Below are 21,296 nucleotides of genomic sequence, written 5' to 3' on the forward strand. Positions count from 1 at the left end.
GAGGCAACGGTAGCAGGCGCGAGACCCGCGTCAGGGGTTGCGATCTCGCCGAAGGGGCGCACGATGGGGGGAGGCGTATTCCGCCGCGCCCACGACCTCCCGATCGGAGACCCCATGAACAAGATCCTGTTGCTGCTCGCATTCGGCCTCGGCTATGTGCTCGGCGCCCGCGCCGGCCGCAAGCGTTACGAGCAGATCCGCGAGAAGGCGCAGCAGCTCTGGCAGGCCGATCAGGTGCAGTCGGCCGTGCACAGCGCCGGCGATCTGCTGGAGACGGCCGCGGAGCGCGTGGGAGAGAAGGCCGGCGACGTCATCGGCAAGGCTCGCGCCAAGGGCCGGAATGCCTGATTCTTCGTCGTCGACGACGGGTGCGCACCCCGCGGCGGCTGATCACGCGCGCCGCCCGTTCGGCCGCGCGCCCGGCGACCCGCGTGACGAGCCGAGCCCCGCTGTCGTCGCGGAGCCCGATCCCGAGCCCGCCGACCGATCCACCGCGCGCCTGATCGCCGACCTTCCGCGCCTGATCGTCGATCTGGTGCAGGACGAGCTGACCGCACTCAAGAAGGAGATCACCGCCCGGATCGCACGTGCCGGAATCGGCGCCGGCCTCATCGCCGGGGCGGCCTTCGTCGGCTTCTTCGCGTTGGCGGTGTTCGTGGCGGCGGCCGTCATCGCGCTGTCGCTGGTGGTCCCGGGCTGGGCGGCGGCGCTCATCACGGTGGGCGGCCTGCTGCTCATCACCGGCGTCCTCGCGGCGATCGGTGTGCGTACTCTGAGGGCGAAGAAGACCACCGACGACGGGAACAACGGATGATGGCCGCCAAGAAGCCGAAGAAGAACGACCCCGCGAACGACGAGCTGAGCATCCCCGCCGCCGTCGCCGAGGTGGCGAAGGCGGCCGTGGCGGCGCGGGCCGTGCGGCCCGATCCCGAGCACGACCCCCGCCCGGACGCCCCCGCGCCCGAGAAGGCCCCCGAACGCACGCGAGCCGAAGTGCAGGCCGACATCGTGGCCCGGCGCGCCGAGCTCTCCGCGGTGCTCGGTGAACTCGAGCGCCGCCTCGACGTGCCCACCCGGGTGAAGACGGCCGTGGGCGAGATCGTGAGCGACCCGGTGCAGGGCGCGAAGAAGCATCCGAAGACCGTGGCTCTGGCGGCGGCAGCAGCGGCCGGCTTGGTGACCGGCGTGGTCTTCCTCGTGCGAGCCGTCGCCAAGTAGCCCTACCCCGGAGGCGGCCACTCCGGCGCCCCACCCCCCGATGCGGCGTCTCAGGCGTCGACGGCGCTCGACATGCGGTCGAGGAACGCCACCACGACGCCGCGCTCTTCGGCCGACAGCGATTCGGCCACGGCGAGCATCCGCTGGTGCGAGTCGGCGAGCGCGGCCCGCACGTCGTCGTCGGCGTTGGAGGTGGGCATCAGGATGAGCGCGCGCCGGTCGGTCGGATGCGGGCGACGTTCGATGTGCCCCGACTTCTCGAGCCGGTCGATCAGGGTGGTGGTGGAGGCGGACGAGATGTCGAGCAGCTCGGCGAGGTCTTTCGGGCTGATGAAACGGCCGGTCTGCCGCCCGCGGATGACGTGCCGCACGGCGAGGATGTCGTTCTCGCCCATCCGCATCTCCTGCCGGGTGCGCGCCCGCATACGTGTCTCCGCGGTGCGATAGCGCCGGAGCGCCTGCAGCACGTCGATCGCGGCTTGCGACTCGGGTGCTCCCGTGTACCAGAAGTGAGTGGCGGTGTCTCCCTCGGGCTCATCCATAGGCTCAACAGTAGACCGATTGCAACGTAACTAGATTATCTAGCGAAAATCCGATGCGACTGTCGCGCGCTGTCCGATCAGAGCATGATCGAGGCATGGCCTCCACCGCTCTCGCCACTGCCGCCGCCGTCTCCCCCATGCTCGCGAAGGCGGTCGACGCCGTGCCCGAGCCCGACCGCATCGACGGAGGTCTGAGCTACGAACCGAAGTGGGACGGCTTCCGCGGCATCGTCTCCTTCGACGGCAGCGAGGTCGAGATCGCGAGCCGCGGCGCGAAGCCCCTCACCCGCTACTTCCCGGAGCTCGTCGAGGCCTTCACCCGGCTGCTGCCGCAGCCCTGCGTGCTCGACGGCGAGATCGTCGTGCGGAGCGGTGCGCCCGGCGGCGAGAAACTCGACTGGGAGCTGTTGTCGCAGCGCATCCATCCCGCCGAGAGCCGCATCACCCTGCTTGCCGAGCAGACGCCCGCGATGTTCGTGGCCTTCGACCTGCTCGCGCTCGGCGAGGAGTCGCTGCTCGACGCCCCCTTCGCCGAGCGCCGCGCCGCCCTCGAGACCTTCGCGGCAGGCCTCGGCGACCCCATCCACGTCTCCCAGGCGACGACGGATGTCGAGCTCGCCCGTCGTTGGCTCGTCGAGTTCGAGGGCGCCGGTCTCGACGGCGTCGTGGCGAAGCCGCTCGCCGCCCCCTATGCGCCCGGCAAGCGCGTGATGCTCAAGGTGAAGCACCACCGCACGGCCGACGTGGTGGTGCTCGGCTACCGCGTGCACAAGAGCGGTCAGGGCGTCGGGTCGCTGCTGCTCGGCCTCTACGACTCCGACGGCGAATTGCGCAACGTCGGAGGCGCCTCGGCGTTCAGCGACGCCCGCCGCCTGGAACTCGTCGAGGAGCTGGCTCCGCTCGTGCTGCGCGACGCATCCGGAGCGCAGGTCACCGGCGAGACGGAGCGCAGCCGTTTCTCGTCGGGCAGGGACGTGTCGTTCGTGCGCCTCGAGCCCACTCGCGTGATGGAGGTGCGCTACGACCAGATGGAGGGGATGCGCTTCCGCCACACCGTGCAGTTCGCGCGCTGGCGGCCCGATCGCGACGCGCGCTCGTGCACCTTCGAGCAGCTGGAGCGTCCGATCGCCTACGACCTGAGCGACGTGTTGGTCTGACGACCGGGCGTCACTGCTCCGACGCCGCCGGTTCCTTCTTCGCCCGGCTCGGCTGCACCCGCGGCGGCTCGCCCGGCATCTTCGGGTAGTCGGGCGGGAACGGCAGCTCGCCGAGCCCCGAGGCGAGGTCGCGTTCCCACCAGCCGAGCGCGGTCTCGATGGTGCCCGGATGCGCGCCGAAGTCGGCCCACGGATCGCCGACCGTCGCGAGCCGCTCGGGCATCGTGAGGATGGTGAAGGTGCGCGGATCGGCGCCCTCCAGCTCGTCCCAGGTGATCGGGCACGAGACCGGGGCGTGCGCGAGGGCGCGAGGGCTGTAGGCGCCCGCCATGGTGCGGTCGCGGTTGGCCTGGTTGAAGTCGACGAAGATGCGCTCGCCGCGCTCCTCCTTCCACCAGTTCGTGGTGACCTTCTCAGGCATCCGCCGTTCGAGTTCGCGGGCGATGCCGATGACCGCGTGCCGCACGTCGAGGAACTCGTGGGTGGGCTCGATCGGCGCGAAGACGTGCAGGCCGCGGTTGCCGGAGGTCTTGATGAAGGCGGTGAGACCGGCCTCCTCGAGCACCGCGCGCAACTCGATGGCCGCGGGGATCGCGTCGTCGAAGTCGGTACCGGGCTGCGGGTCGAGGTCGATGCGCAGCTGGTCGGGGAAGTCGGAGGTCTCGGCGCGCGAGGGCCAGGGGTGGAACACGACCGTGTTCATCTGCACCGCCCACACGGCGGCCGCCGGTTCGTCGATGACGAGCTGCGGATGCGTGCGCGCGCTCGGGTAGACCACGGGCACGGAGCGCACGTAGTCGGGTGCCCCCTTCGGCGGGTTCTTCGAGAAGAACTGCTCGCCGTCGATGCCGCCCGGGAAGCGCTGGAGCGAGAGCGGACGGTCGCCGTTCGCGGCCACGAAGGCCTCGCCGACCGCGATCATGTAGTGAGCGAGGTCACGCTTCGTGATGCCGGGCTCGGGCCAGATCACCCGTGACGGGCTCGACAGCCGCACCTCACGGGGACCGTTCGGCCCCTCCACGGTCAGCATCTCGACTTCGCTCGCCATGGCCCCACGCTACCCGGCGCATCCCTCCGCGCGAAGAACTTGCCCCCAGACGCCCCAAAAACGCTCGGATGGGGCGTCTAGGGGCAAGAAGTCATGCCTCCGGGGACGGGGAGGGGGCGGGGGTGGTGCGAGCGGGGGTCGATTGAGCGAACGCGGCGCCGGCGGCGGCACCGGTGGCGCGACCCGTGACGATCTCGGCGATGTCGATGCCCACGAGGTCCTTGACGATCTGCATCGACGTGGCGAGCTGCCCCGCCACGTTCTCGCCGATCTGCGAGGAGCCGGTGCCGTCGTTCGAGATGACGGTCATGTTCGAGATCGCGGCGAGCGGTTCCGAGGCCGCGCGCACGATCGCGGGCAGTTCGGCGATGATCTGCTGACGCAGGAGGTCGTCGGCCCGCTCCTCCAGCGCCTCGGCCTTGGCCAGCGTGGCCTCGGCCTCCGCCGCACCCTTCACGCGGATCGAGTTCGCCTCGGCCTCACCCTCGGCCCGCAGCGCCTCGGCAGCCGCGATCCGTCGGTTCTTCTCCGCCAGACCCTCGGCCTCGAGCGCCTCGGCGGCGCTGCGGCGGCGGTTGCGCTCGGCGATACCCTCGGCCTCCACGGCCTCGGCCTGCGCCTTGCGGCGGTCGCGCTCGGCGTTCGCGGCGGCGACAGCGGCCGCGGCATCCGCCTGCGCCTTCTTCTCCAGCGAGTACGCCTCGGCGTCAGCCACGGCGCGGATCTCCGCGTCGAGCTCCTGCTTGCGCAGACCCACGCGCTTTCCGGCCGTGATCTCCTGCTGCGCGATGACCTCCTGCTGCGAGATGGCCTCGGCGAGCGGGCGGGAAGCGGATGCCTCGGCCCGCGCCTTGTCGGTCTCCTTCTGGATCTCGGCGTTCCGCAGGTCGAGCTTGCGCTGCTGCTCGGCCACGGCCTGGTCGGCCTCGATGCGGGCCTCCTCCGAGGTGCGGCGGGCGACCGACTCGGCCACCTCGGCGACCTGCTTCACGCGGGCGGCCTCCGCACGACCGAGGTCGCGGATGTAGCCGTTGTCGTCGTCGATCTCCTTGATCTGGAGGGTGTCGATCTGCAGACCCTGCACGTCGAGCGACTCACGCACCGCGTCGAGCACCTGGCCTTGCAGCGCCTGCCGGTTCGTGATGATCTCGGTCACCGTCAGCTGACCCACGATCGAGCGCACCGAACCGCTCAGCACCTCCTCGGTGGAGGTCTCGATCTGGTCCTGCTGGTTGAGGAATCGCTGGGCGGCGGCGCGCACCATCGACTCCGAGCCGCCCACCTTCACCACCGCGACGGCGTTGACCTTGATGGTGATCGCATCCTTCGTCTGGGCGGTGGCCTGCACGTTCAGCTGGCGGCTGCGGAGCGACAGCTTGAAGTGCGCCTCGACGATCGGCTTCACGAACACACGCGATCCGAACACCACACGCTGCCCGGCGTTCTCGGTCTCCTCCAGCGCCGTCTGGCCGGCCTTGACGGCCTTCTGACGCGAGGTGACGATGATCGCCTCATCGGGCTTGGCGACTTTGATGCCGCGCAGCAGCGTGATCACCACGATCAAGACGATGATCACGACCACGGCGACGAGCGCGGCGATGAGGAGGGAGTCGAACGGGAACATGAAGCGGCCTTCCTGGCGGGAGCGGTCGTGACGGTGAATCGTTCGGGTCGATTCCTGTGCGTCCAGTATGTCGGGTCGCCAGGGCCGCGCGCCTGTCGTGCCCATCGAAATGTGCCAAGATGGGCCCGCCAGTGAACCGTTGGAGGACCGATGCCGAGCGACGAGACCGTCAGCGATTTCGTGCGGAGCCTCGCTGCCGCCCCCACGCTCGAGCAACTCCCCGAGATCACCGATCCCGCGGACCGTGCGCCGCAGAACCCGCCGCGCGAGATCCAGGAGAAGTTCGTCGGTGCCAACTACGAGGCCGCCTACGCCGAGGCCGAGCGCTTCGTCGACCGCGCCTTCGAGCAGTGGCCGGAGGGCGACGTCGCCACTCAGACCGTGCTCGACTTCGGCTCGGGCTGGGGCCGGATCAGCCGGATGCTCCTGCGCCGCCTGCGTGCCGACCAGCTCTGGTCGAGCGACGTCGACTCCAGCATGGCGGTGCTGCTGCAGAGCACCCTTCCGGGCCTGAACGCCGTCACCAACGCGCCCTGGCCGCCCACCGTCTTCCGGGAGGGCACCTTCGACGCGATCACCGCGTTCAGCGTGTTCTCCCACCTGTCCGAGGAGGCGCACCGCAAGTGGGCCGCCGAGTTCGGGCGGCTCACGCATCCGGGGTCCCGCGTGTACATCACCGTGCTCGAGGCGCAGTTCCTCGCCGTGGTGGCCGGGGCCCAGGCTGCCGTGGCCGCGGGGGAAGCCGACAAGTTCGCCACCAACCTCGCCCAGGTGGTTCCGGATGCCGAGGCGAGCGCCAAGGCCGCCGGCCACGGCCAGTTCGTGTTCGCCGGGGGCGGCGCCGACGACGACGGGCCGCGCGCCCGAAGCTTCTACGCCTGGGCCGTCGCCCCGCGCTCCTGGGTCGAGAAGGTCTGGGGCGAGGCCGGATTCTCGCTCGAGTCCTGGACGCCCACCGGCGAGCTCTTCGACCAGGCGATGGCCGTGCTCGTGCGGCAGGACGACGGCTGGAAGGCCCCTCGCGTCAGCCGCAACCTCGTGCAGCGCGGAGCCCGCAAGCTCGGCCGCGGCATCAACAAGCTCCTCCGCCGCCGCTGACGGGCGACGCCGACCCACCCGGTCGCATCGCCGCCCGCCAGCCCTCCACCGCGGGGCCCTACCGCGCGGTGTAGCCTCCGTCCATCGGCAGGTTGACCCCGGTCACCCAGGAGGACTCGTCGGAGGCGAGGTACAGCACGCCGTAGGCTACGTCGATCGGCCGGCCGAGCCGCCGGATCGACTGGTTCGCCGTCATCATCTCCTCGTACGCGGGCAATCCGCCCGGGAACTCGGCGGCGATACCCTCCACCAGCGGTGTCAGCACCGTCGAGGGGTTCACCGAGTTGACGCGGATGTTGTACCGGCCGTAGGAGGCGGCATCCTGGCGGGTCTGCATCGTCACCGCCCCCTTGGCCACATGGTACGGCGTGAACTCGTCGTTGCCGATGAGCCCGTAGATCGACGAGAAGTTCACGATCGAACCGCCGCCGCGCTGGATCAGATGCGGCACGGCGTGCTTCGTGGCGAAGAACACACCCTTCACGTCGACGGCGAACAGCGCGTCCCACTCCTCCTCCGTCACCTCGTGGGTCGGCTTGTCGACCCCGATGATGCCGGCGCAGTTGACGAGGACATCGAGTCCGCCGAAAGCCTCGGCCGCGGCGGAGACGACGGATGCGACACTCCCCTCCTGCGAGACGTCCATCTCCCAGAACCGGGCCGCTCCCCCGGCCGCCGCGATGTCGTCCGCCACGGAGGCGCCGAGCGCCGCGTTGAAGTCGGTGACCGCCACGGCCGCCCCCTCGGCGGCGAAGAGTTCGGCGGTCGCCCGGCCCATCCCCGAAGCCGCTCCCGTGATCAGCGCGACCTTGCCGGCCAGCCGGCCCGTCACGCGTTCACCGGCGCCGGTGCGAGGAACGACACGTAGCCCTCGGCCTCGGCCCGTCGGCAGTGCTCCTGGTACACCTGGCCTCCACCCATGTACACCTGGAACTCCTCGGCCTTGCCTGGCACGTTCTCACCGAGGAACCACGCCTTGGCCTTCTTGCCCTCGGTGTACATGACGGTGGCCTTGCCCGTGCGCTCGGTCTCGGCGGCCCACCACTCCTCGGACTCGGGAGTGGCCTCGAAACGCTCGATCCCGTTCTCCTCGGCCCACTTCAGCGCCCGCTGCAGCCACTGGGCGCCGAGCTGGATCGGCACCACCAGGTTCGAGTACGGCGTCTGCGGCCCGAGCGACATGAAGAAGTTCGGGAACCCGTTCGCGTTGATGCCGAGGTTCGACTTCAAGCCGTCCTCCTGCCACTTCTCGCGCAGGGTGCGCCCGCCGCGACCCCGGATGTCGATGTGGGTGAGCGTGCCGGTCATCGCGTCGAATCCGGTGGCGAAGATCAGCACGTCGAGCTCGTACTCGGTGTCGCCGACCTTCACGCCCTTCTCGGTGATCTGAGTGATGGGCTCGCTCGCCGTGTCGATCAGGTGCACGTGCGGGAGGTTGAAGGTGTTGTAGTAGCCGTGTCCGGTGGGCACGCGCTTGCCGTTGAACGAGTAGGTCTTGGGCGAGAGCAGGTCGGCCGTGGCCGGGTCCTTCACGATCTCGCGGATCTTCGAGCGGATGAACTCCGCGGCCAGCTCCGAGGACTCGTGGTTGGTGGCGAGGTCGTTGAAGCACTCGTTGGCGAAGTGGAATCCGCCCTCGTTCCATTTCGATTCGAAGATCTCGCGTCGCTTCTCCGGCGAGACCTCCAGCGCCGAGAACTCGGCCGGCTCCATCGCCACCCCGAACGGATGGTTCGCCGCCTTCTCGTAGATCGCGTCGTAGTTCTCCCGCACGTACTGCATCTCCTCGGTCGAGACACCCTCATTGGTGGTCTCGACGATGAAGTTCGGGGTGCGCTGGAACACGTAGAACTCGTCGACCTGCGGGGCGATCACCGGAACGATCTGGATGCCCGAGGCGCCCAGTCCGATCAGCCCCACCTTCTTGCCGGTCAGGTCGACGTCTTCGCGCGGCCAGTGCGCCGTGTGGTACTTCTCACCGCGGAAGGTGTCGATGCCGGGCACGTCGGGGTAGATCGCCTGAGACAGCACCCCCATGCCGCTGACCAGGTACTTGGTGGTGAGGGACGAGCCGTCGGCCAGGTTCACCGTCCAGAGGTTCGCGTCCTCGTCGTACACCGCGGAGTCGACACGGGCGTTCAGGCGGATGTCCTTCCGCAGGTCGAGCCGATCGGCCACGAAGTTGAGGTACTCGAGCACCTCGGGACCGGACGGGTACCGCTGCGACCAGGTCCACTCGTCGCGCACCTCCTTCGAGAACGAGAAGGAGTAGTAGCTGTACTCGCTGTCGGTGCGCACACCGGGGTAGCGGTTCACCCACCAGGTGCCGCCGATGCCGTCCTCGCCGTCGACCACGAGGGTCTTCAGGCCGATCTCCCGCAGGTGGTGCAGCAGGGCGAGGCCGGAGAAGCCGGCGCCGATGACCACGGCGTCGTAGTCACGAGGGGTGGAGGTGCTCATGTCAGATGTCCTTTCGGTTGTTCGTGTACCAGGCGGCGAGATCGGTGATGGCCTGATCGGCCTCGGGCAGGTTCCCCGCCTGCAACGGGTAGACGTGCTGCATCCCCTCGCCGACGGAGAAGGTGACGTCGACCCCGGCGGCGCGAGCGAGCGCATCCAGTCGCTGGGCGTCGTGGAAGAGCGACTCGGCGTCGCTGGCCACGATGTACAGCGGCGGGAAGCCGGTGAAGTCCGCATACAGCGGGTTGACCAGCGGATGCGTCGGCGAGGCTCCGCCGGAGAGGTAGCGGTCGATGTTCCCCTGCAGGCCTTCTCGTGCGATGAGGAAGTCGGTGTCGTCGTTGGTCTCGATCGTGGTGCCGGAGTTCTCCATGTCGAGCCAGGGCGACATGGTGGCCACCTGCGCGGGCAGCGGCTCGCCGTCATCCCGCAGCCGCAGCACGCTCGCGATGGCGATGCTCGCTCCGGCGCTGTCGCCGACGAAGGTGATGTCGGCCGGCGAGAAGCCGTCGTCGAGCAGCGCGTGGTACACCGCCAGGGTGTCCTCGATCTGGGCCGGATAGGGGTGCTCGGGCGCGAGCCGGAAGTCGAGCACGAAAGCGGTGGCCCCGCAGGCCTTGGCGAGGTGACCAGCCAGTTTGCGGTGGCTCGAGGAGGAGCCGAGCGCGAACCCGCCGCCGTGCAGCACGAGCAGGATCTGCGCCGGATCGGCGTCGACCGGCGTCACCCGGATGCCGGGGACTCCGCCGATCGAGGTGGTCTGGTACGTCACGCCCTCGGGTTCGGTCGTGGCGCGCTGCCAGTCCTCGAAGACCCAGCGCAGCAACTGCAGCGACATCTCCGGGTTGGCCTCGAACTCCACGGTCCACTCGGCATAGATCCGGCCGAGCAGGTCGGTGGGCTGATTCGCGGACATGCAATCTCTCCTCATCGTCGGGGAATGACACCAGGATGACCGCGCGGATCGGCTCCCGAACCGCTTGTCGCAAAATGACGCACCGCTGTCTCAGGGTGATGCGAAACGGCATCCGGGCAGCGCTGAGACTTCTAGAAACGCAGGCGTCCGCCACTCAGCGAAGAGAAACGAGGACCCATCTCATGTACACCAAGAAAATCCCCTTGATCGCGATCGGCGCGGTGGCATTGCTCGCCCTCGCCGGTTGTTCCACCGGTTCCCTGTCGTCGGCCGGAGAGGACGCCAGCGCCTCCGACTCGGCCGGCACCGCCTCCGAGGTCACCGTCGGCACGGTCGGCGTGCAGGGCGACATCCAGGACATCAGCAACTTCTGCGGCGACAAGGATCTCACCGTCGCCCTCGCCGACGGGTTCGGCGGCAACTCCTGGCGCAAGATCACGCGGGCCATCTTCGAGGAAGAGGCCGCGAAGTGCCCGAACATCACGAAGGTGCTCTACACGGATGCGCAGGGTGACACCCAGAAGGCCATCAGCGACATCAACTCGCTGGTCGCGCAGGGCGTCGACGTGATCGTCACCTTCGTCGACGGCGGCGAGGCGCTGCTGCCCACGATCAAGAAGGCCACCGAGGCAGGTGTCAAGGTCGTTCCCTTCGTCGGCTCGCCCGGCGGCACGCCCGGCACCGACTACGTCGACTTCGTCTCCGAGGACATCAACACCTACGGCAAGAACCTCGCCGAGTGGACCATCGGCCAGATGGGCGGCAAGGGCAACCTCGTCATGCTCGGCGGCATCGCCGGCAACTCCTACTCGCAGGCCGTGTTCGACGGCGTGATGGAGGCCGTCAAGGAGAACCCGGACATCACGCTGCTCAACGAGGACGGCCCGGTCGCGACCGACTGGGAGCCCGGCAAGACGCAGCAGGTGGTCGCCGGTCTCATCACCAAGTACGGCGACATCAACGGCATCGTGGCCGACTACGGCGGAGGTTCGGTGGGCGGCATCCGCGCCTTCGAAGCCGCCGGCAAGCCGCTGCCCGTCTGGTCGGCCAACGACTCCAACGAGTTCGCGTGCCTCTGGTACCAGTACAAGGACGCGCAGCCGACCTACCAGATCGCCACCGAGTCCTCCCGCAACTGGGTCGTCGCCGCCGCTCTGCACAAGGGCCTGGCCGCCGCCAACGGTCTGCCGAACGACGAGCCGTCGACCTACAACCTCGAGATCATCGAGGACTCGACGAACCCCGACCTGCAGCCCAAGTGCGAGGCCGACCTGCCGCCCGACGCGATCCTCTCGTCAGGCCTCAGCATCGACTCGCTGAAGAAGCTCTTCCAGTGAACCGGCTCGACGGCAAGGTCGCGATCGTGACCGGCGCCGGGCGCGGGATCGGCCGCTCCATCGCCGAGGCCTTCGCGGAGGAGGGCGCCACGGTCATCGCGACCGGGCGCGCCTCCTCCGACACCACCTTTCCCGACGGGGTGCACTACCAGCAGCTCGACGTGGCGAAGGAGGAGGACTGGAAGCGCGTGGTGGCCGAGACCATCGACGCCCACGGGCACGTGGACGTGCTGGCGAACAACGCCGGCATCATCGCCTACGAGACGTTGCACGACCTGACGCTCGACGACTGGAACACCGTCATCGCGGTGAACCAGACCGGCACCTGGCTCGGCATGCGCGAGGTCATCCCGCACATGATCGCGCAGGGCGGCGGGTCGATCATCAACATCTCGTCGATCTGGGGTTCGGTCGCCGTCTCCGGTGCCCACGCCTACCACGCCACCAAAGGCGCGGTGCGCAACATGTCCAAGAGCGCCGCCATCACCTACGCCAAGGAGAACGTGCGGGTGAACTCGGTGCATCCCGGCTTCATCGAGACGCCGCTCACCGACGCGCAGGCGCCGGAGATCAACGAGTACGTCGTGTCGATGACGCCCATGGGACGGGCGGGCAAGCCGAGCGAGATCGCGGCCGGGCTGGTGTTCCTCGCCTCCGACGAGGCGAGCTTCGTGACGGGGTCGGAACTCGTGATCGACGGTGGGTATCTGGCGCAGTAGCTGTGCTGGCTGCCGGGCGGCCCGGGCTTCGCTCGGGCTGCCCGGGCGGCGCCGGTCCTCGCCCGGCGCCGCGCGACATGTTCGCGTGCGGTCGAGGGGCGCGGCCTTCGGTCGCACCCCTCGGCCACACGCTCACCCTGGGTCGTCGATAAAGGCCCGTTGCCCTGCAGTCTCGTTCCCACCTGCTCCGCCCATTCACCCCTATCCCCGACAGCACACACCCACTACCCCTAAGGAGATGCCGAGATGACGAACTCCGATCTGTACGACGTCGCCCTCGTTCCCGGCGACACCGCTACCGTCGATGTGCCGGCGCAGCGCAGTTTCGGGCCTGCCGTGCTGAGACTCGACGGCATCGTCAAGACCTTCCCGGGTGTGCGCGCCCTCACCGACGTCACGCTCGACGTGCTCGCCGGTGAGGTGCACGCCCTGGTGGGCGAAAACGGTGCGGGCAAGTCGACGCTGATGGCCGTGGCATCCGGAGCCCTCGCACCGAACGAGGGCACGGTGCAGATCGGCGGTACGACGCTCACCAGCGCGTCGCCCGACGAGGCGCGCGAGCTCGGACTCGGCATCGTGCGGCAAGACCCGGCGTTGCTGCCGGATCTCACCGTGGCCGAGAACATGGCCGTGGGCGTCGGGTACAAGCGGGTGGGCGGTCTCGGTCGGGCGGTGAAGTGGTCGCAGCGCCAGCTCGACGGCTGGGAGATGGGGATCGACGCGAAGACGCGGGTGATCGACCTATCGGTCGAGCAGCGCTTCATCGTGGAGATCGCGAAGGCGCTCGCGCTCGATCCGAAGGTGCTCATCCTCGACGAGCCCACCGAGCACCTCTCGCTCGAGGAAGTGCAGAAGCTGTTCCGCAAGGTGCGGGAGCTCGTGGCCGGTGGCACCGCCGTGGTCTACATCTCGCACCGCATCCCCGAGGTCAAGCAGATCGCCGACCGCATCACGGTGCTCCGCGACGGCCAGGTGCGCGGCACCTTCGACGCCGACGAGGTCGACGAGTCGCAGATCGTGGAGCGTGTCATCGGGCGCAAGCTCGAAACCGTCTTCCCCGACAAAGGCAGCGCGACCGGGTCGGTGGGGACGCAGGATCGGCTCACGGTCACCGAGTTGCACAGCGACGAGTTCCACGACATCACCTTCGCCGTCAAGGCGGGCGAGATCGTGGGTCTCGCCGGCGTGCAGGGCAATGGTCAGACCCAGCTGATCCGGGCCCTCGCGGGCCTCGAGCCCACCACCGGCACGATCGCGGTGGGCGGCACGGCGATCTCGAACGGTTCCAATGCCGCGGCCTCCGCAGCCGGAGTGGTCTACGTGCCGGCCGACCGGCACGGCGAGGGCGTGTTCCTGCCGCTCTCTGTGGGCGACAACATCTCGGCGAAGACGCTTCCGCAGGTCTCGCGCGGCGGGATGGTGAGCGAGCGCCGCATCTTCCAGACGGCGGTCGAGCAGATCAAGCGGCTCGCCATCAAGACCCCGTCGCCGCGCACCCCCATCTCCTCGCTCTCGGGCGGCAACCAGCAGAAGGTCGTGCTGGCGCGCACCCTGCTCTCGAAGCCGACCGTGCTCCTGGCCGAGGAGCCCACGCAGGGCGTCGACGCCGGCGCGCGGGTCGACATCTACCGCATCCTCCGGGACGCGGCGGATGCCGGCGCCGCCGTGGTCATCCTCTCCTCCGACGGCGTGGAACTCGAAGGGCTCTGCGACCGCGTGCTCATCATGTCTCGCGGCGCCGTGGTGCAGGAACTCGTGGGCGATGAGGTGTCCGAGGCCGCCATCGCGCGTGCCGCCCTCACCTCCACCACGGTGCGTGAGCGCACGGATGCCGACAAGTCGGCCCGCGGTGTGAAGCTGCGCCGCTGGATGCGCGGCGACCAGTCCCCCGCCGCCGTGCTGGGAGCAATCTTCCTGCTGCTCGGCGTGGTGGTCGCCGCGACCAACCCGGCCTACCTCGGCGCCTTCAACATCAACAACCTGCTGTTCATGGCCGCACCGCTGCTCTTCGTGGGCGCGGCGCAGCAGGTGGTGGTGCTCGGCTCCGGGTTCGACCTGTCGGTCGGCCCCCTGATGGGCTTCCTAGTGGTGCTCGCGTCGTATTGGATCGTCGACGGCGGCAATCTCTACGTCGGTCTCGGCCTGATGGTGGCGGGGGCGATCGCCACAGGGGTGATCAACGGCTTCCTGGTCACGAGGTTCTCCATCAATCCGGTCGTGGTGACCCTGGCGACCTACATGGCCTTGCAGGGCATCTACCTCGCGCTCCGCTCGACCCCCGGCGGCATCATCTTCGGGCCGATCGCCGACCAGATCCAGGCCCGGATCGGCATCGTGCCGATCGTGACCATCGTGGCCGTCGTCGTGCTCCTCGTGCTCGAGTTCGCGCTGCGGCGCACGCGCTGGGGCGTCGAGCTCCGCGGCGTCGGCTCGCGGATCGACGCGGCCGGGCGCCTCGGCATCAAGGTCAAGCGCACCCAGTTCTTCTCCTACGTTCTCTGCTCCTTCCTGGTGCTTCCCGCGGCGGTCATCATGATGGCTCAGATCGGCATCGGCGACGGCCGGCCCTCCCTCTCGTACACCCTCTCGTCGGTCACGGTCGTCGTGCTCGCGGGGGCATCGATCTTCGGCGGGCGCGGGTCGTTCATCGGCATCCTCGCCGCCGCGTTCCTGGTGCAGCAGGTGCTGAACGTGTCGCCGTTCCTCGGTCTCTCGCAGGCCTGGTCGTACTGGCTGCCCGGTCTCATCACGCTGGCCGCGGCCGTGCTCTACGCGCAGCTGCGGCGCACCCGACGGCGCAAGCGGGCCATCGCGGGGATACCGCGGGAGCCCCGCACGCCGATCGCCTCGCCCATCTCCTCCGAAGGGAGCGCGTCATGACCACGCCCACCATCAGCCCGACCGACACGCCCACGACGACCCCGGCCCCCGACGCCGTCGAGTCGACCTGGCGCCGGATGCTCTCCGGCAGCTGGGTGGGCATCGTCGTCGCCACCGCGCTGCTCTTCGCGCTCTCGCCGATCATCGCGCCCGGCAGCCTCGGAGCGGCGCCCCTGCTCAGCATGCTCCCCTTCGCCTCCGTCCTGGCCATCGTGGCCGCCGGGCAGACCCTGGTGGTGCAGCAGCGCGGCCTCGATCTCTCGGTTCCCGGGATGATCGCCCTCGCCGCGGTGCTGTCGACCGGCCTCCCGCAGAACTACGGCTGGCCGCTCTGGGCCGCGGTGATCGCGGGCATCGTCGGCCCGGGAATCGTCGGGCTCGTGAACGGCATCCTGGTGACCTACTTCCGAGTGATGCCGCTGGTCGTGACGCTCGGCATGAACGCGGTGCTGCTCGGCACGGTGTTCTTCATCGCCGACGGCACGCCCTCGGGGGCACCCGCGGCACTCAACGGCTTCGCGCTCGACCGCACCCTGGGCATCCCGAACACCCTGCTCATCGCCGTGGTGATCGTGGTGATCGCCGGGCTCGTCACGCAGCGCTCGATCATCGGCAAGCGGCTCACCGCGGTCGGCGTGAGCGAGCGGGCGGCGGCGGCTCTGGGCATCCGCGTCAATGCCTACCAAATGTTCGCCTACGCGTTCGCGGGCCTCTGCTACGGCGCGGGAGGCGTGCTGCTCGCGGGGTACACCAAGACGCCGGCACTCTTCCTCGGCGACTCCTACCTGCTGCCCTCGGTGGCGGCGGTCGTGCTCGGCGGCACGGCGCTCACCGGTGGGCTCGCGAGCGTGGTGTCGACCGGGATCGCGGCACTTTTCCTCACCCAGCTCGGGCAGCTTCTCCGCTCGGTCGGCTGGCAGGACGCCCTGCAGCTCATCGCGCAGGCGGCGGTGCTCATCGGCGTGGTGCTGCTGCGGGAACTGGTGCCCGGCCTTCTCCGCCGCCGAAGGGCGCGCCGCGGGGCCTAGCTGCCCTTCCGGCGCGGATCGCGGGATGTCGCTGTCCGGCCGACCGCATCGAGCACCGTCTCGAGAAGGTCGTCCAGAGAACCGCGGGCGTCGTCTGCGAGCCAGGACTCGACGGTGACGTCGTACACGGTCACCGCCATCCGCCCCGCGATCTCGGCATCCAGCCGCGACAGGCCGCGATGCATCAACGCGGTCGTCGCCGCTTCGTGCAGGATGGCGAGTTTCCGGAGTTCGCGCTCCTGAAGCCCCGGATCCGACTTGACGATCTGACGGCGCACGACGAGCTCGTCGCGGAACTCCACCAGCCGAGGGAAGACGATGGTACGGAAACCCTGACGGGCGACGTCCAGCGGACTCAGATCGGCGTCGGCGTCGGCGAACATGCGGGCGACGATTGCCGGGAGTTCCTCCTCGCCGGAGAAGAGCACCTCGCGTTTATCGCTGAAATAGCGGAAGAAGCTCCGGGTGGTGAGCCCGGCGCGTTCGGCGATCTGCGGCACCGTCGTCGCGGCGAATCCGTTCTCGAGGAACAGTTCGAGTGCAGCGTCGTGCAGTCGTGCCTCCGCGCCGGGAGCCCACCTGGTCATGGCACCACTCTAGTTGACAACACGCCGTGTCATCACTCACACTGTGACGACACGGCGTGTCATCGGATGCGCCGGGTCGACAAGGAGTGTCATGCCGTCTACAGATCGCCCGAATGACCCGATGGGCGCCCCCAGCGGATTCCCCCCAGCAGTCGAGCAGGGCAGTGCACTGTGGCTGACGTCGTCTCGTGGAGGACTCCACGCCGGGCCCGCCCCCGTGCGCATTCCCGGACCGACCGAGCTCGTCGTGAAAGTTCGAGCGGTCGCGCTGAACCCGATCGACGCCATGAACGGCATCGCTCGACGAGTGGTCCTCCCGTGGCTCCGCTTCCCCGCCGTCCTGGGTTCGGACGTGGCCGGAGAGATCACCGCCGTCGGTGCCGGAGTCACCGACTTCGCTCCCGGCGATCGCGTCGTCGGCTACGCGGTCGGCATCGAGAAGAGCAGGAACACCCCCGCCGAAGGCGCGTTCCAGACTCACGTGACGCTGATGGAGCATCTGTGTTCGCGCATCCCGGACACCGTGTCCTTCGAGCAGGCATGCGTGCTGCCGCTCGCTCTCACCACCGCCGCGGCCGGACTCTTCGAGCACGACCAGCTCGCCCTCGAACTCCCTCGACACACGCCACCGGAGCGCGCCGAGACCGTGCTGGTCTTCGGTGGTGCCACGAGCGTGGGGATGAATGCGATCCAGCTCGCACGCAACGCCGGCTATCGGGTGATGGCGACCTCCTCCCCGGCGAATGCCGAAGCGCTCACGACCCTGGGAGCGTCCAGCGTGCTCGACTACCACGCTCCCCGCCTGGTCTCGCGGATCGTCGACGAGCTCGGCGGTCGTCCACTAGCCGGCACCCTCGCCGTCGCAAGCGGCTCCCTACCGGACGCCGTCGCGGTGAACGGCTCGCCCGCCGTCACGGGAACGCGACGCGTCGCATCCGCTCATCCCACTCCCGTCACCGCATTGCGCGCCGCCCTGGCTCGACGCCGCGGCGTCGCGGTGACAGCGATCTGGGGCGCCACCCCGAAAGACACCTCGGTCGGACCGGCGATCTGGCGTGACTTCCTGCAGGACGCGCTCACCGACGGGCGCTACCGACCCGCGCCGGAACCCGTCGTCGTCGGCCACGGACTCGACGACATCCCCGCGGCGCTGGCTCGGCTGCGGCAGGGCGTGCACGCCAGCAAGCTCGTCGTCACGGTGTGACGGGGCCGGGGCGACCATTCGACTCCGCTCCGATCGACACCGTCGTGGTCGACGTGATCGGACCCTCGTCGACGACGGAACCTGGCATCGACCGGGCGACACCTCGAAACAGCAGTCGACGTTCCGGTGATCGGAAGGACCCACGCCGGCGCAGACGCGGGTCGGGGGAGGGTGTCGGAATGACGGTGATCTTGGACGACACGAACGAACTGACGCAACGGCTCGCGATCCGCGCCGTGATCGAGGACTGGGTGCTGCTGCGCGACGCCGGTCGCTGGGAGGAGTTCGAGGCGGTGTGGCACAGCGACGGCTGGATGACCGCGACCTGGTTCCAGGGACCGTACCTCGACTTCATCGCTGCCAGCCGGCGAGGATTCGAGAACGGCACCCAGATCCTGCACTTCCTCGGCGGCCACACGAGCGCGATCAGCGGCCACCGGGCGATCGCCGAGACGAAGATGAAGATCGAGCAGCGGGCCCACCTCGACGGCGTCGAAGTCGACGTCACCTGCACCGGTCGCTTCTACGACTTCCTCGAGTTGCGCGACGGGCGTTGGGGGATCGTGCGCCGCCAACCCGTCTACGAGTCCGACCGTATCGACATCGTCGACCCCGGCACGACCATCCACCTCGACCGCGACCTCCTGGCGAGCTATCCGCGCGGCTATCGGCACCTCGGCTACCTGCAGGAGAACAACGGCATGACGGTGCTCCGCGGACTTCCGGGGCTCCAGGGCGACGCCGTCGACCTGTTGCGCCATGAGGGCTCGGGATGGCTCGCCGGGTCGGAGCAGCCCGGCCATCGCCTGGGGGACTCCGCGTGACGCGCCGGCCGGAATCCTGCGAGTGACCGGCTTTCTGCATCCGAGCCTCCTCACCACCGCTTCTCCCCCGGCCGATTTCGACACAACCGACGCCCATTCCGGCGGGAACGCAGAACACTGGTGATCGAGGCCGAACGGATCGGCCAGGACGCTCAGCGCGGCACGGTCGGAGGGATCGGGACGATCGGAGCAGACTCGATGACGAGGGAGGTACCGCGATGAGCGACGATCGGGTAGTCCTCCACATTCACGATCATCCCGCCCTTCCGGGAGCGGATTGGCCGGTTTCGGCGGCCGTGCTCGTGCACGGCTGGAGCTGCGACTCGAGCGACTGGGCCGAGTTCGTTCCCGAACTCCGCGCGCACGCTCGGGTGGTGGTCGTCGACCTGCGCGGTCACGGCGACTCACCCGACGGCGCGGCCTACGATGCGCCCACGATGGCAGCCGACGTCGGTCGCGTCCTCGATCGCCTCGGTCTCGCCGATGTGCTGCTCGTCGGGCACTCGGCCGGGAGCGAGGTCGTCATGCAGCTCGCCGTCGACCGGCCCGGACTCGCGCGCCTGGCCGTCACGGTCGACCCGGCCTACGGCGTACCGGATGGGCGCCGGGCGGCCGTCGCCGAGGTCGGACGCGAACTCCGGGAGCACGCACCGAACGACGTCGTGGCCCGCTACTTCGCCGCGATCGCCGAACCCGCGACGCTCGCCCGGCGGCACCGCGACCTCGCCATGCGGGCACGGCCCGATGCGGCCCGCGAGATGTTCATCGCCTTCAACCTCGGCGAATCGAGCTGGCATTTCGCCACGGACACCGAGACCTTCCTCGCGCGCCGCACGCTCCCCCTGCTGGCGATCTACCGCGACGCCGACCGTGCGGCGATCGGACGGCGCTTCGCGACGCGGCCGGATGACCTCGTGCTCGACTACCGCAGCGGGCACTGGCCGCATCAGGAGCATCCCGACCGATTCCTCGCCGACCTGGACAGCTGGGTACGGCGCCTCACCCTCGAGCACCCGACCGAACGGAGCGAGCAATGAAGATCGTCATCACCGGAGAGACCAGCACGGGCGAGTCCGCCATCGTGCGGGAGGACGTTCCCACCGAACTGGTGGCGAGCGGCTTCCCGCAGTTCGGCAACACCCCGCTCGACGCGTCGGACGGTCCGATACCGCTCCCCAACGACGGATCTCGGCAGCGAGAGAAATGGTTCTTCCCGCCGGCCGGTGGGTACCGCTTCTTCCTGCTCCGCATCGACCCCGAGAGCACCACGCCCACGGCCGTCGTGACCCCTGAGCACTGGGACGAGGCGGAACAGATCTTCCCGGGCCTGTTCTCCAACTACGACGAGAACGGCCTCGAGCGCACCGACACCGTCGACTTCGGGTACGTCGCGTCGGGGCAGGTGACGATGGTGCTCGGCAACGGCACGGAGGCCGTTCTCGAGACCGGCGACGCGTTCGTCCAGAACGGCGCCCGTCACCGCTGGTACAACCCCGGAACGACGCCCGCTCTGCTCGCGGTCGTCATCACCGGCCAACCGCGTTCCTGATCCGACTCCACTCAACGAAAAGTCATCACCCCGGGTCGTGGGTGGGGGTGGGAGCGTGTCTGCACCCGACCACAGAGCATCCTGCTCCCGAACGCACCGAGGTAGATTCAATGACGAATGCACTCCTGACCCGACTCCCCGCACGCAGGCGCCGCGCCGCCGCGCTCGTGGGCATCGCGACAGCGCTGCTCACCATGACAGCGTGTTCGAGCCCGGGCGCCGGCGCGGACGCGACGGGCAGCGCCGACGCGATCGTGCTCATCAACCCCGCTCCCGGCTCCCCCGCATGGCAGTCCATCGCCGATTGCTTCGAGTCCGAGGCCGAGGCGAAAGGGGTGACGGCCGACGTCGTCGGCACGTCGGGCACCGCCTACGACGTCGCGGCCACCGTCGAGCTCCTGCAGCAGCAGGTGGCTCTCGGCGTCGGCGCCATCGCCGTGAACCATTCCGGCGGTGCCGACACCCTCGCTCCGATCATCAAGCAGGCGCGCGATGCGGGCATCTTCATCGGCTCCCTCGAGTCCGGTGCCGCGATCGTCGACCGCAATTTCGATGCAGGCATCGACATCCCGGCCTATGCGCGCCTCGTCGCGGAACGGATCAGCGCCATGCCGGGCGAGAAGAAGGTCGGTCTGCTGTCGATCAGCGAGACCGGCACGTCGAAGATCTTCAACGACGAACTCGCCGCCACCCTCGCCGACGACTCGTCGGTCGAGATCGTGCAGACGGTGCTCGACAACGGCGATCCCACGAAGGACGCCGATCTGGTCAGCGGGATGCTGAGCGCGCATCCGGAGATCACCGTCATCGTGACGAACAACCCCGGCCAGATCGCTGGAGTCTCCACGGCCATCAAAGAGCAGTCGCTGGTGGGTAAGACCACCGCGATCGGGATCAGCCTCGACGAGTCCACGCAGGCCGCGCTCGACGACGGAACCGCCGACGCCATCGCGGTGCAGAACCTCTGCCAGGTCGGTATCGACACCGTCGACGCCTTCGTCGCGCTCCAGAACGGCGAGGAGGTCACGGGCGACTACCCGGTCGACCTCAAGTGGGTGGAGAAGTCCGACTGGCGCGACCTCGACACCGCGGTCTGGGGGTGACC

21 protein-coding genes are annotated in these 21,296 nt (G+C 69.1%); 14 read left to right on the plus strand and 7 right to left on the minus strand.

Annotation, left to right across the window (positions count from 1 at the left end; translation table 11 throughout):
• Nucleotides 1-63: 63 nt before the first annotated feature.
• The 3 genes from ACFJGU_RS00705 to ACFJGU_RS00715 are packed head-to-tail and all read left to right on the plus strand — an operon-like array spanning nt 64 to nt 1,218.
• Nucleotides 64-348, plus strand: coding sequence for a hypothetical protein (locus ACFJGU_RS00705; protein ID WP_382306760.1), 285 nt, complete (start codon nt 64-66; stop codon nt 346-348).
• Nucleotides 341-814 carry a phage holin family protein gene (locus ACFJGU_RS00710; RefSeq protein WP_382306762.1) on the plus strand — a complete coding sequence of 158 codons (474 nt, stop codon included), beginning with the start codon at nt 341-343 and terminating at the stop codon, nt 812-814. The genes ACFJGU_RS00705 and ACFJGU_RS00710 overlap by 8 nt, the downstream gene beginning before the upstream one ends.
• Nucleotides 814-1,218, plus strand: a complete 405-nt coding sequence (locus tag ACFJGU_RS00715) for a DUF3618 domain-containing protein (RefSeq protein WP_382306764.1) — start codon at nt 814-816, stop codon at nt 1,216-1,218. The genes ACFJGU_RS00710 and ACFJGU_RS00715 overlap by 1 nt, the downstream gene beginning before the upstream one ends.
• A gap of 50 nt (nt 1,219-1,268) precedes the next feature.
• Here ACFJGU_RS00715 and ACFJGU_RS00720 read toward each other — a convergent pair whose 3' ends face one another.
• Nucleotides 1,269-1,760: a MarR family winged helix-turn-helix transcriptional regulator gene (locus tag ACFJGU_RS00720; protein WP_382306765.1), complete on the minus strand. Its 492-nt coding sequence runs from the start codon at nt 1,758-1,760 to the stop codon at nt 1,269-1,271.
• Between the two features lie 95 nt (nt 1,761-1,855).
• Here ACFJGU_RS00720 and ACFJGU_RS00725 point away from each other — a divergent pair, with 95 nt between their 5' ends.
• Nucleotides 1,856-2,917 (plus strand): ATP-dependent DNA ligase, encoded by a 1,062-nt coding sequence (locus ACFJGU_RS00725; protein WP_382306767.1) that lies wholly within the window; start codon nt 1,856-1,858, stop codon nt 2,915-2,917.
• Between the two features lie 10 nt (nt 2,918-2,927).
• Here the strand turns inward: ACFJGU_RS00725 and ligD are convergent, their stop codons facing one another.
• Both ligD and ACFJGU_RS00735 read right to left on the minus strand, forming a co-directional pair.
• Nucleotides 2,928-3,965, minus strand: coding sequence for a non-homologous end-joining DNA ligase (ligD, locus tag ACFJGU_RS00730; protein WP_382306769.1), 1,038 nt, complete (start codon nt 3,963-3,965; stop codon nt 2,928-2,930).
• 91 nt (nt 3,966-4,056) lie between these two features.
• Nucleotides 4,057-5,589 carry an SPFH domain-containing protein gene (locus ACFJGU_RS00735; RefSeq protein ID WP_382306771.1) on the minus strand — a complete coding sequence of 511 codons (1,533 nt, stop codon included), beginning with the start codon at nt 5,587-5,589 and terminating at the stop codon, nt 4,057-4,059.
• A gap of 150 nt (nt 5,590-5,739) precedes the next feature.
• On the opposite strand from ACFJGU_RS00735, the gene ACFJGU_RS00740 reads away from it, so the two are divergent.
• On the plus strand, nt 5,740-6,687 hold the full coding sequence (locus ACFJGU_RS00740; RefSeq protein WP_382306773.1) for a class I SAM-dependent methyltransferase: 948 nt from the start codon (nt 5,740-5,742) through the stop codon (nt 6,685-6,687).
• A 58-nt stretch (nt 6,688-6,745) separates the two neighbouring features.
• On the opposite strand, the gene ACFJGU_RS00745 is transcribed toward ACFJGU_RS00740, so the two are convergent.
• From ACFJGU_RS00745 to ACFJGU_RS00755, 3 genes are read right to left on the minus strand one after another with little or no spacing between them, the layout of a single operon-like run.
• A complete protein-coding gene (locus ACFJGU_RS00745) occupies nt 6,746-7,519 on the minus strand; it encodes an SDR family NAD(P)-dependent oxidoreductase (RefSeq protein ID WP_382306774.1) in 774 nt (257 codons plus the stop codon).
• Complete coding sequence (locus tag ACFJGU_RS00750) at nt 7,516-9,147, minus strand: flavin-containing monooxygenase (protein WP_382306776.1); 1,632 nt, start codon at nt 9,145-9,147, stop codon at nt 7,516-7,518. The genes ACFJGU_RS00745 and ACFJGU_RS00750 overlap by 4 nt, the downstream gene beginning before the upstream one ends.
• Nucleotide 9,148: 1 nt before the next feature.
• Complete coding sequence (locus ACFJGU_RS00755; protein WP_382306777.1) at nt 9,149-10,063, minus strand: alpha/beta hydrolase; 915 nt, start codon at nt 10,061-10,063, stop codon at nt 9,149-9,151.
• A gap of 182 nt (nt 10,064-10,245) precedes the next feature.
• On the opposite strand from ACFJGU_RS00755, the gene ACFJGU_RS00760 reads away from it, so the two are divergent.
• From ACFJGU_RS00760 to ACFJGU_RS00775, 4 genes are all read left to right on the plus strand, one after another.
• On the plus strand, nt 10,246-11,400 hold the full coding sequence (locus ACFJGU_RS00760; RefSeq protein WP_382306779.1) for an ABC transporter substrate-binding protein: 1,155 nt from the start codon (nt 10,246-10,248) through the stop codon (nt 11,398-11,400).
• Nucleotides 11,397-12,119 carry an SDR family NAD(P)-dependent oxidoreductase gene (locus ACFJGU_RS00765; protein ID WP_382306781.1) on the plus strand — a complete coding sequence of 241 codons (723 nt, stop codon included), beginning with the start codon at nt 11,397-11,399 and terminating at the stop codon, nt 12,117-12,119. The genes ACFJGU_RS00760 and ACFJGU_RS00765 overlap by 4 nt, the downstream gene beginning before the upstream one ends.
• A gap of 246 nt (nt 12,120-12,365) precedes the next feature.
• Nucleotides 12,366-14,999, plus strand: a complete 2,634-nt coding sequence (locus ACFJGU_RS00770; RefSeq protein WP_382306783.1) for an ATP-binding cassette domain-containing protein — start codon at nt 12,366-12,368, stop codon at nt 14,997-14,999.
• Nucleotides 14,996-16,027 (plus strand): ABC transporter permease, encoded by a 1,032-nt coding sequence (locus ACFJGU_RS00775; protein WP_382306784.1) that lies wholly within the window; start codon nt 14,996-14,998, stop codon nt 16,025-16,027. Before ACFJGU_RS00770 ends, ACFJGU_RS00775 begins: the two co-directional genes overlap by 4 nt.
• Here the strand turns inward: ACFJGU_RS00775 and ACFJGU_RS00780 are convergent.
• Nucleotides 16,024-16,614: a TetR/AcrR family transcriptional regulator gene (locus ACFJGU_RS00780; RefSeq protein WP_382306786.1), complete on the minus strand. Its 591-nt coding sequence runs from the start codon at nt 16,612-16,614 to the stop codon at nt 16,024-16,026. The genes ACFJGU_RS00775 and ACFJGU_RS00780 overlap by 4 nt on opposite strands.
• Nucleotides 16,615-16,735: 121 nt before the next feature.
• Between ACFJGU_RS00780 and ACFJGU_RS00785 the strand changes: the two genes are divergently transcribed.
• The 5 genes from ACFJGU_RS00785 (at nt 16,736) to ACFJGU_RS00805 (ending at nt 21,294) form a co-directional block, all read left to right on the plus strand.
• A complete protein-coding gene (locus tag ACFJGU_RS00785; protein ID WP_382306788.1) occupies nt 16,736-17,818 on the plus strand; it encodes a zinc-binding alcohol dehydrogenase family protein in 1,083 nt (360 codons plus the stop codon).
• A gap of 179 nt (nt 17,819-17,997) precedes the next feature.
• Nucleotides 17,998-18,642: a nuclear transport factor 2 family protein gene (locus ACFJGU_RS00790; RefSeq protein WP_382306790.1), complete on the plus strand. Its 645-nt coding sequence runs from the start codon at nt 17,998-18,000 to the stop codon at nt 18,640-18,642.
• 218 nt (nt 18,643-18,860) lie between these two features.
• Nucleotides 18,861-19,679 carry an alpha/beta fold hydrolase gene (locus ACFJGU_RS00795; RefSeq protein WP_382306791.1) on the plus strand — a complete coding sequence of 273 codons (819 nt, stop codon included), beginning with the start codon at nt 18,861-18,863 and terminating at the stop codon, nt 19,677-19,679.
• Entirely contained in the window at nt 19,676-20,191 is a 516-nt protein-coding gene (locus ACFJGU_RS00800; protein ID WP_382306793.1) for a cupin domain-containing protein, read from the plus strand. The genes ACFJGU_RS00795 and ACFJGU_RS00800 overlap by 4 nt, the downstream gene beginning before the upstream one ends.
• Nucleotides 20,192-20,301: 110 nt before the next feature.
• Nucleotides 20,302-21,294, plus strand: coding sequence for a sugar ABC transporter substrate-binding protein (locus ACFJGU_RS00805; RefSeq protein WP_382306794.1), 993 nt, complete (start codon nt 20,302-20,304; stop codon nt 21,292-21,294).
• Nucleotides 21,295-21,296 lie beyond the last annotated feature (2 nt).

The organism is Herbiconiux sp. UC225_62 (assembly GCF_042694625.1).
Lineage (GTDB): Bacteria > Actinomycetota > Actinomycetes > Actinomycetales > Microbacteriaceae > Herbiconiux.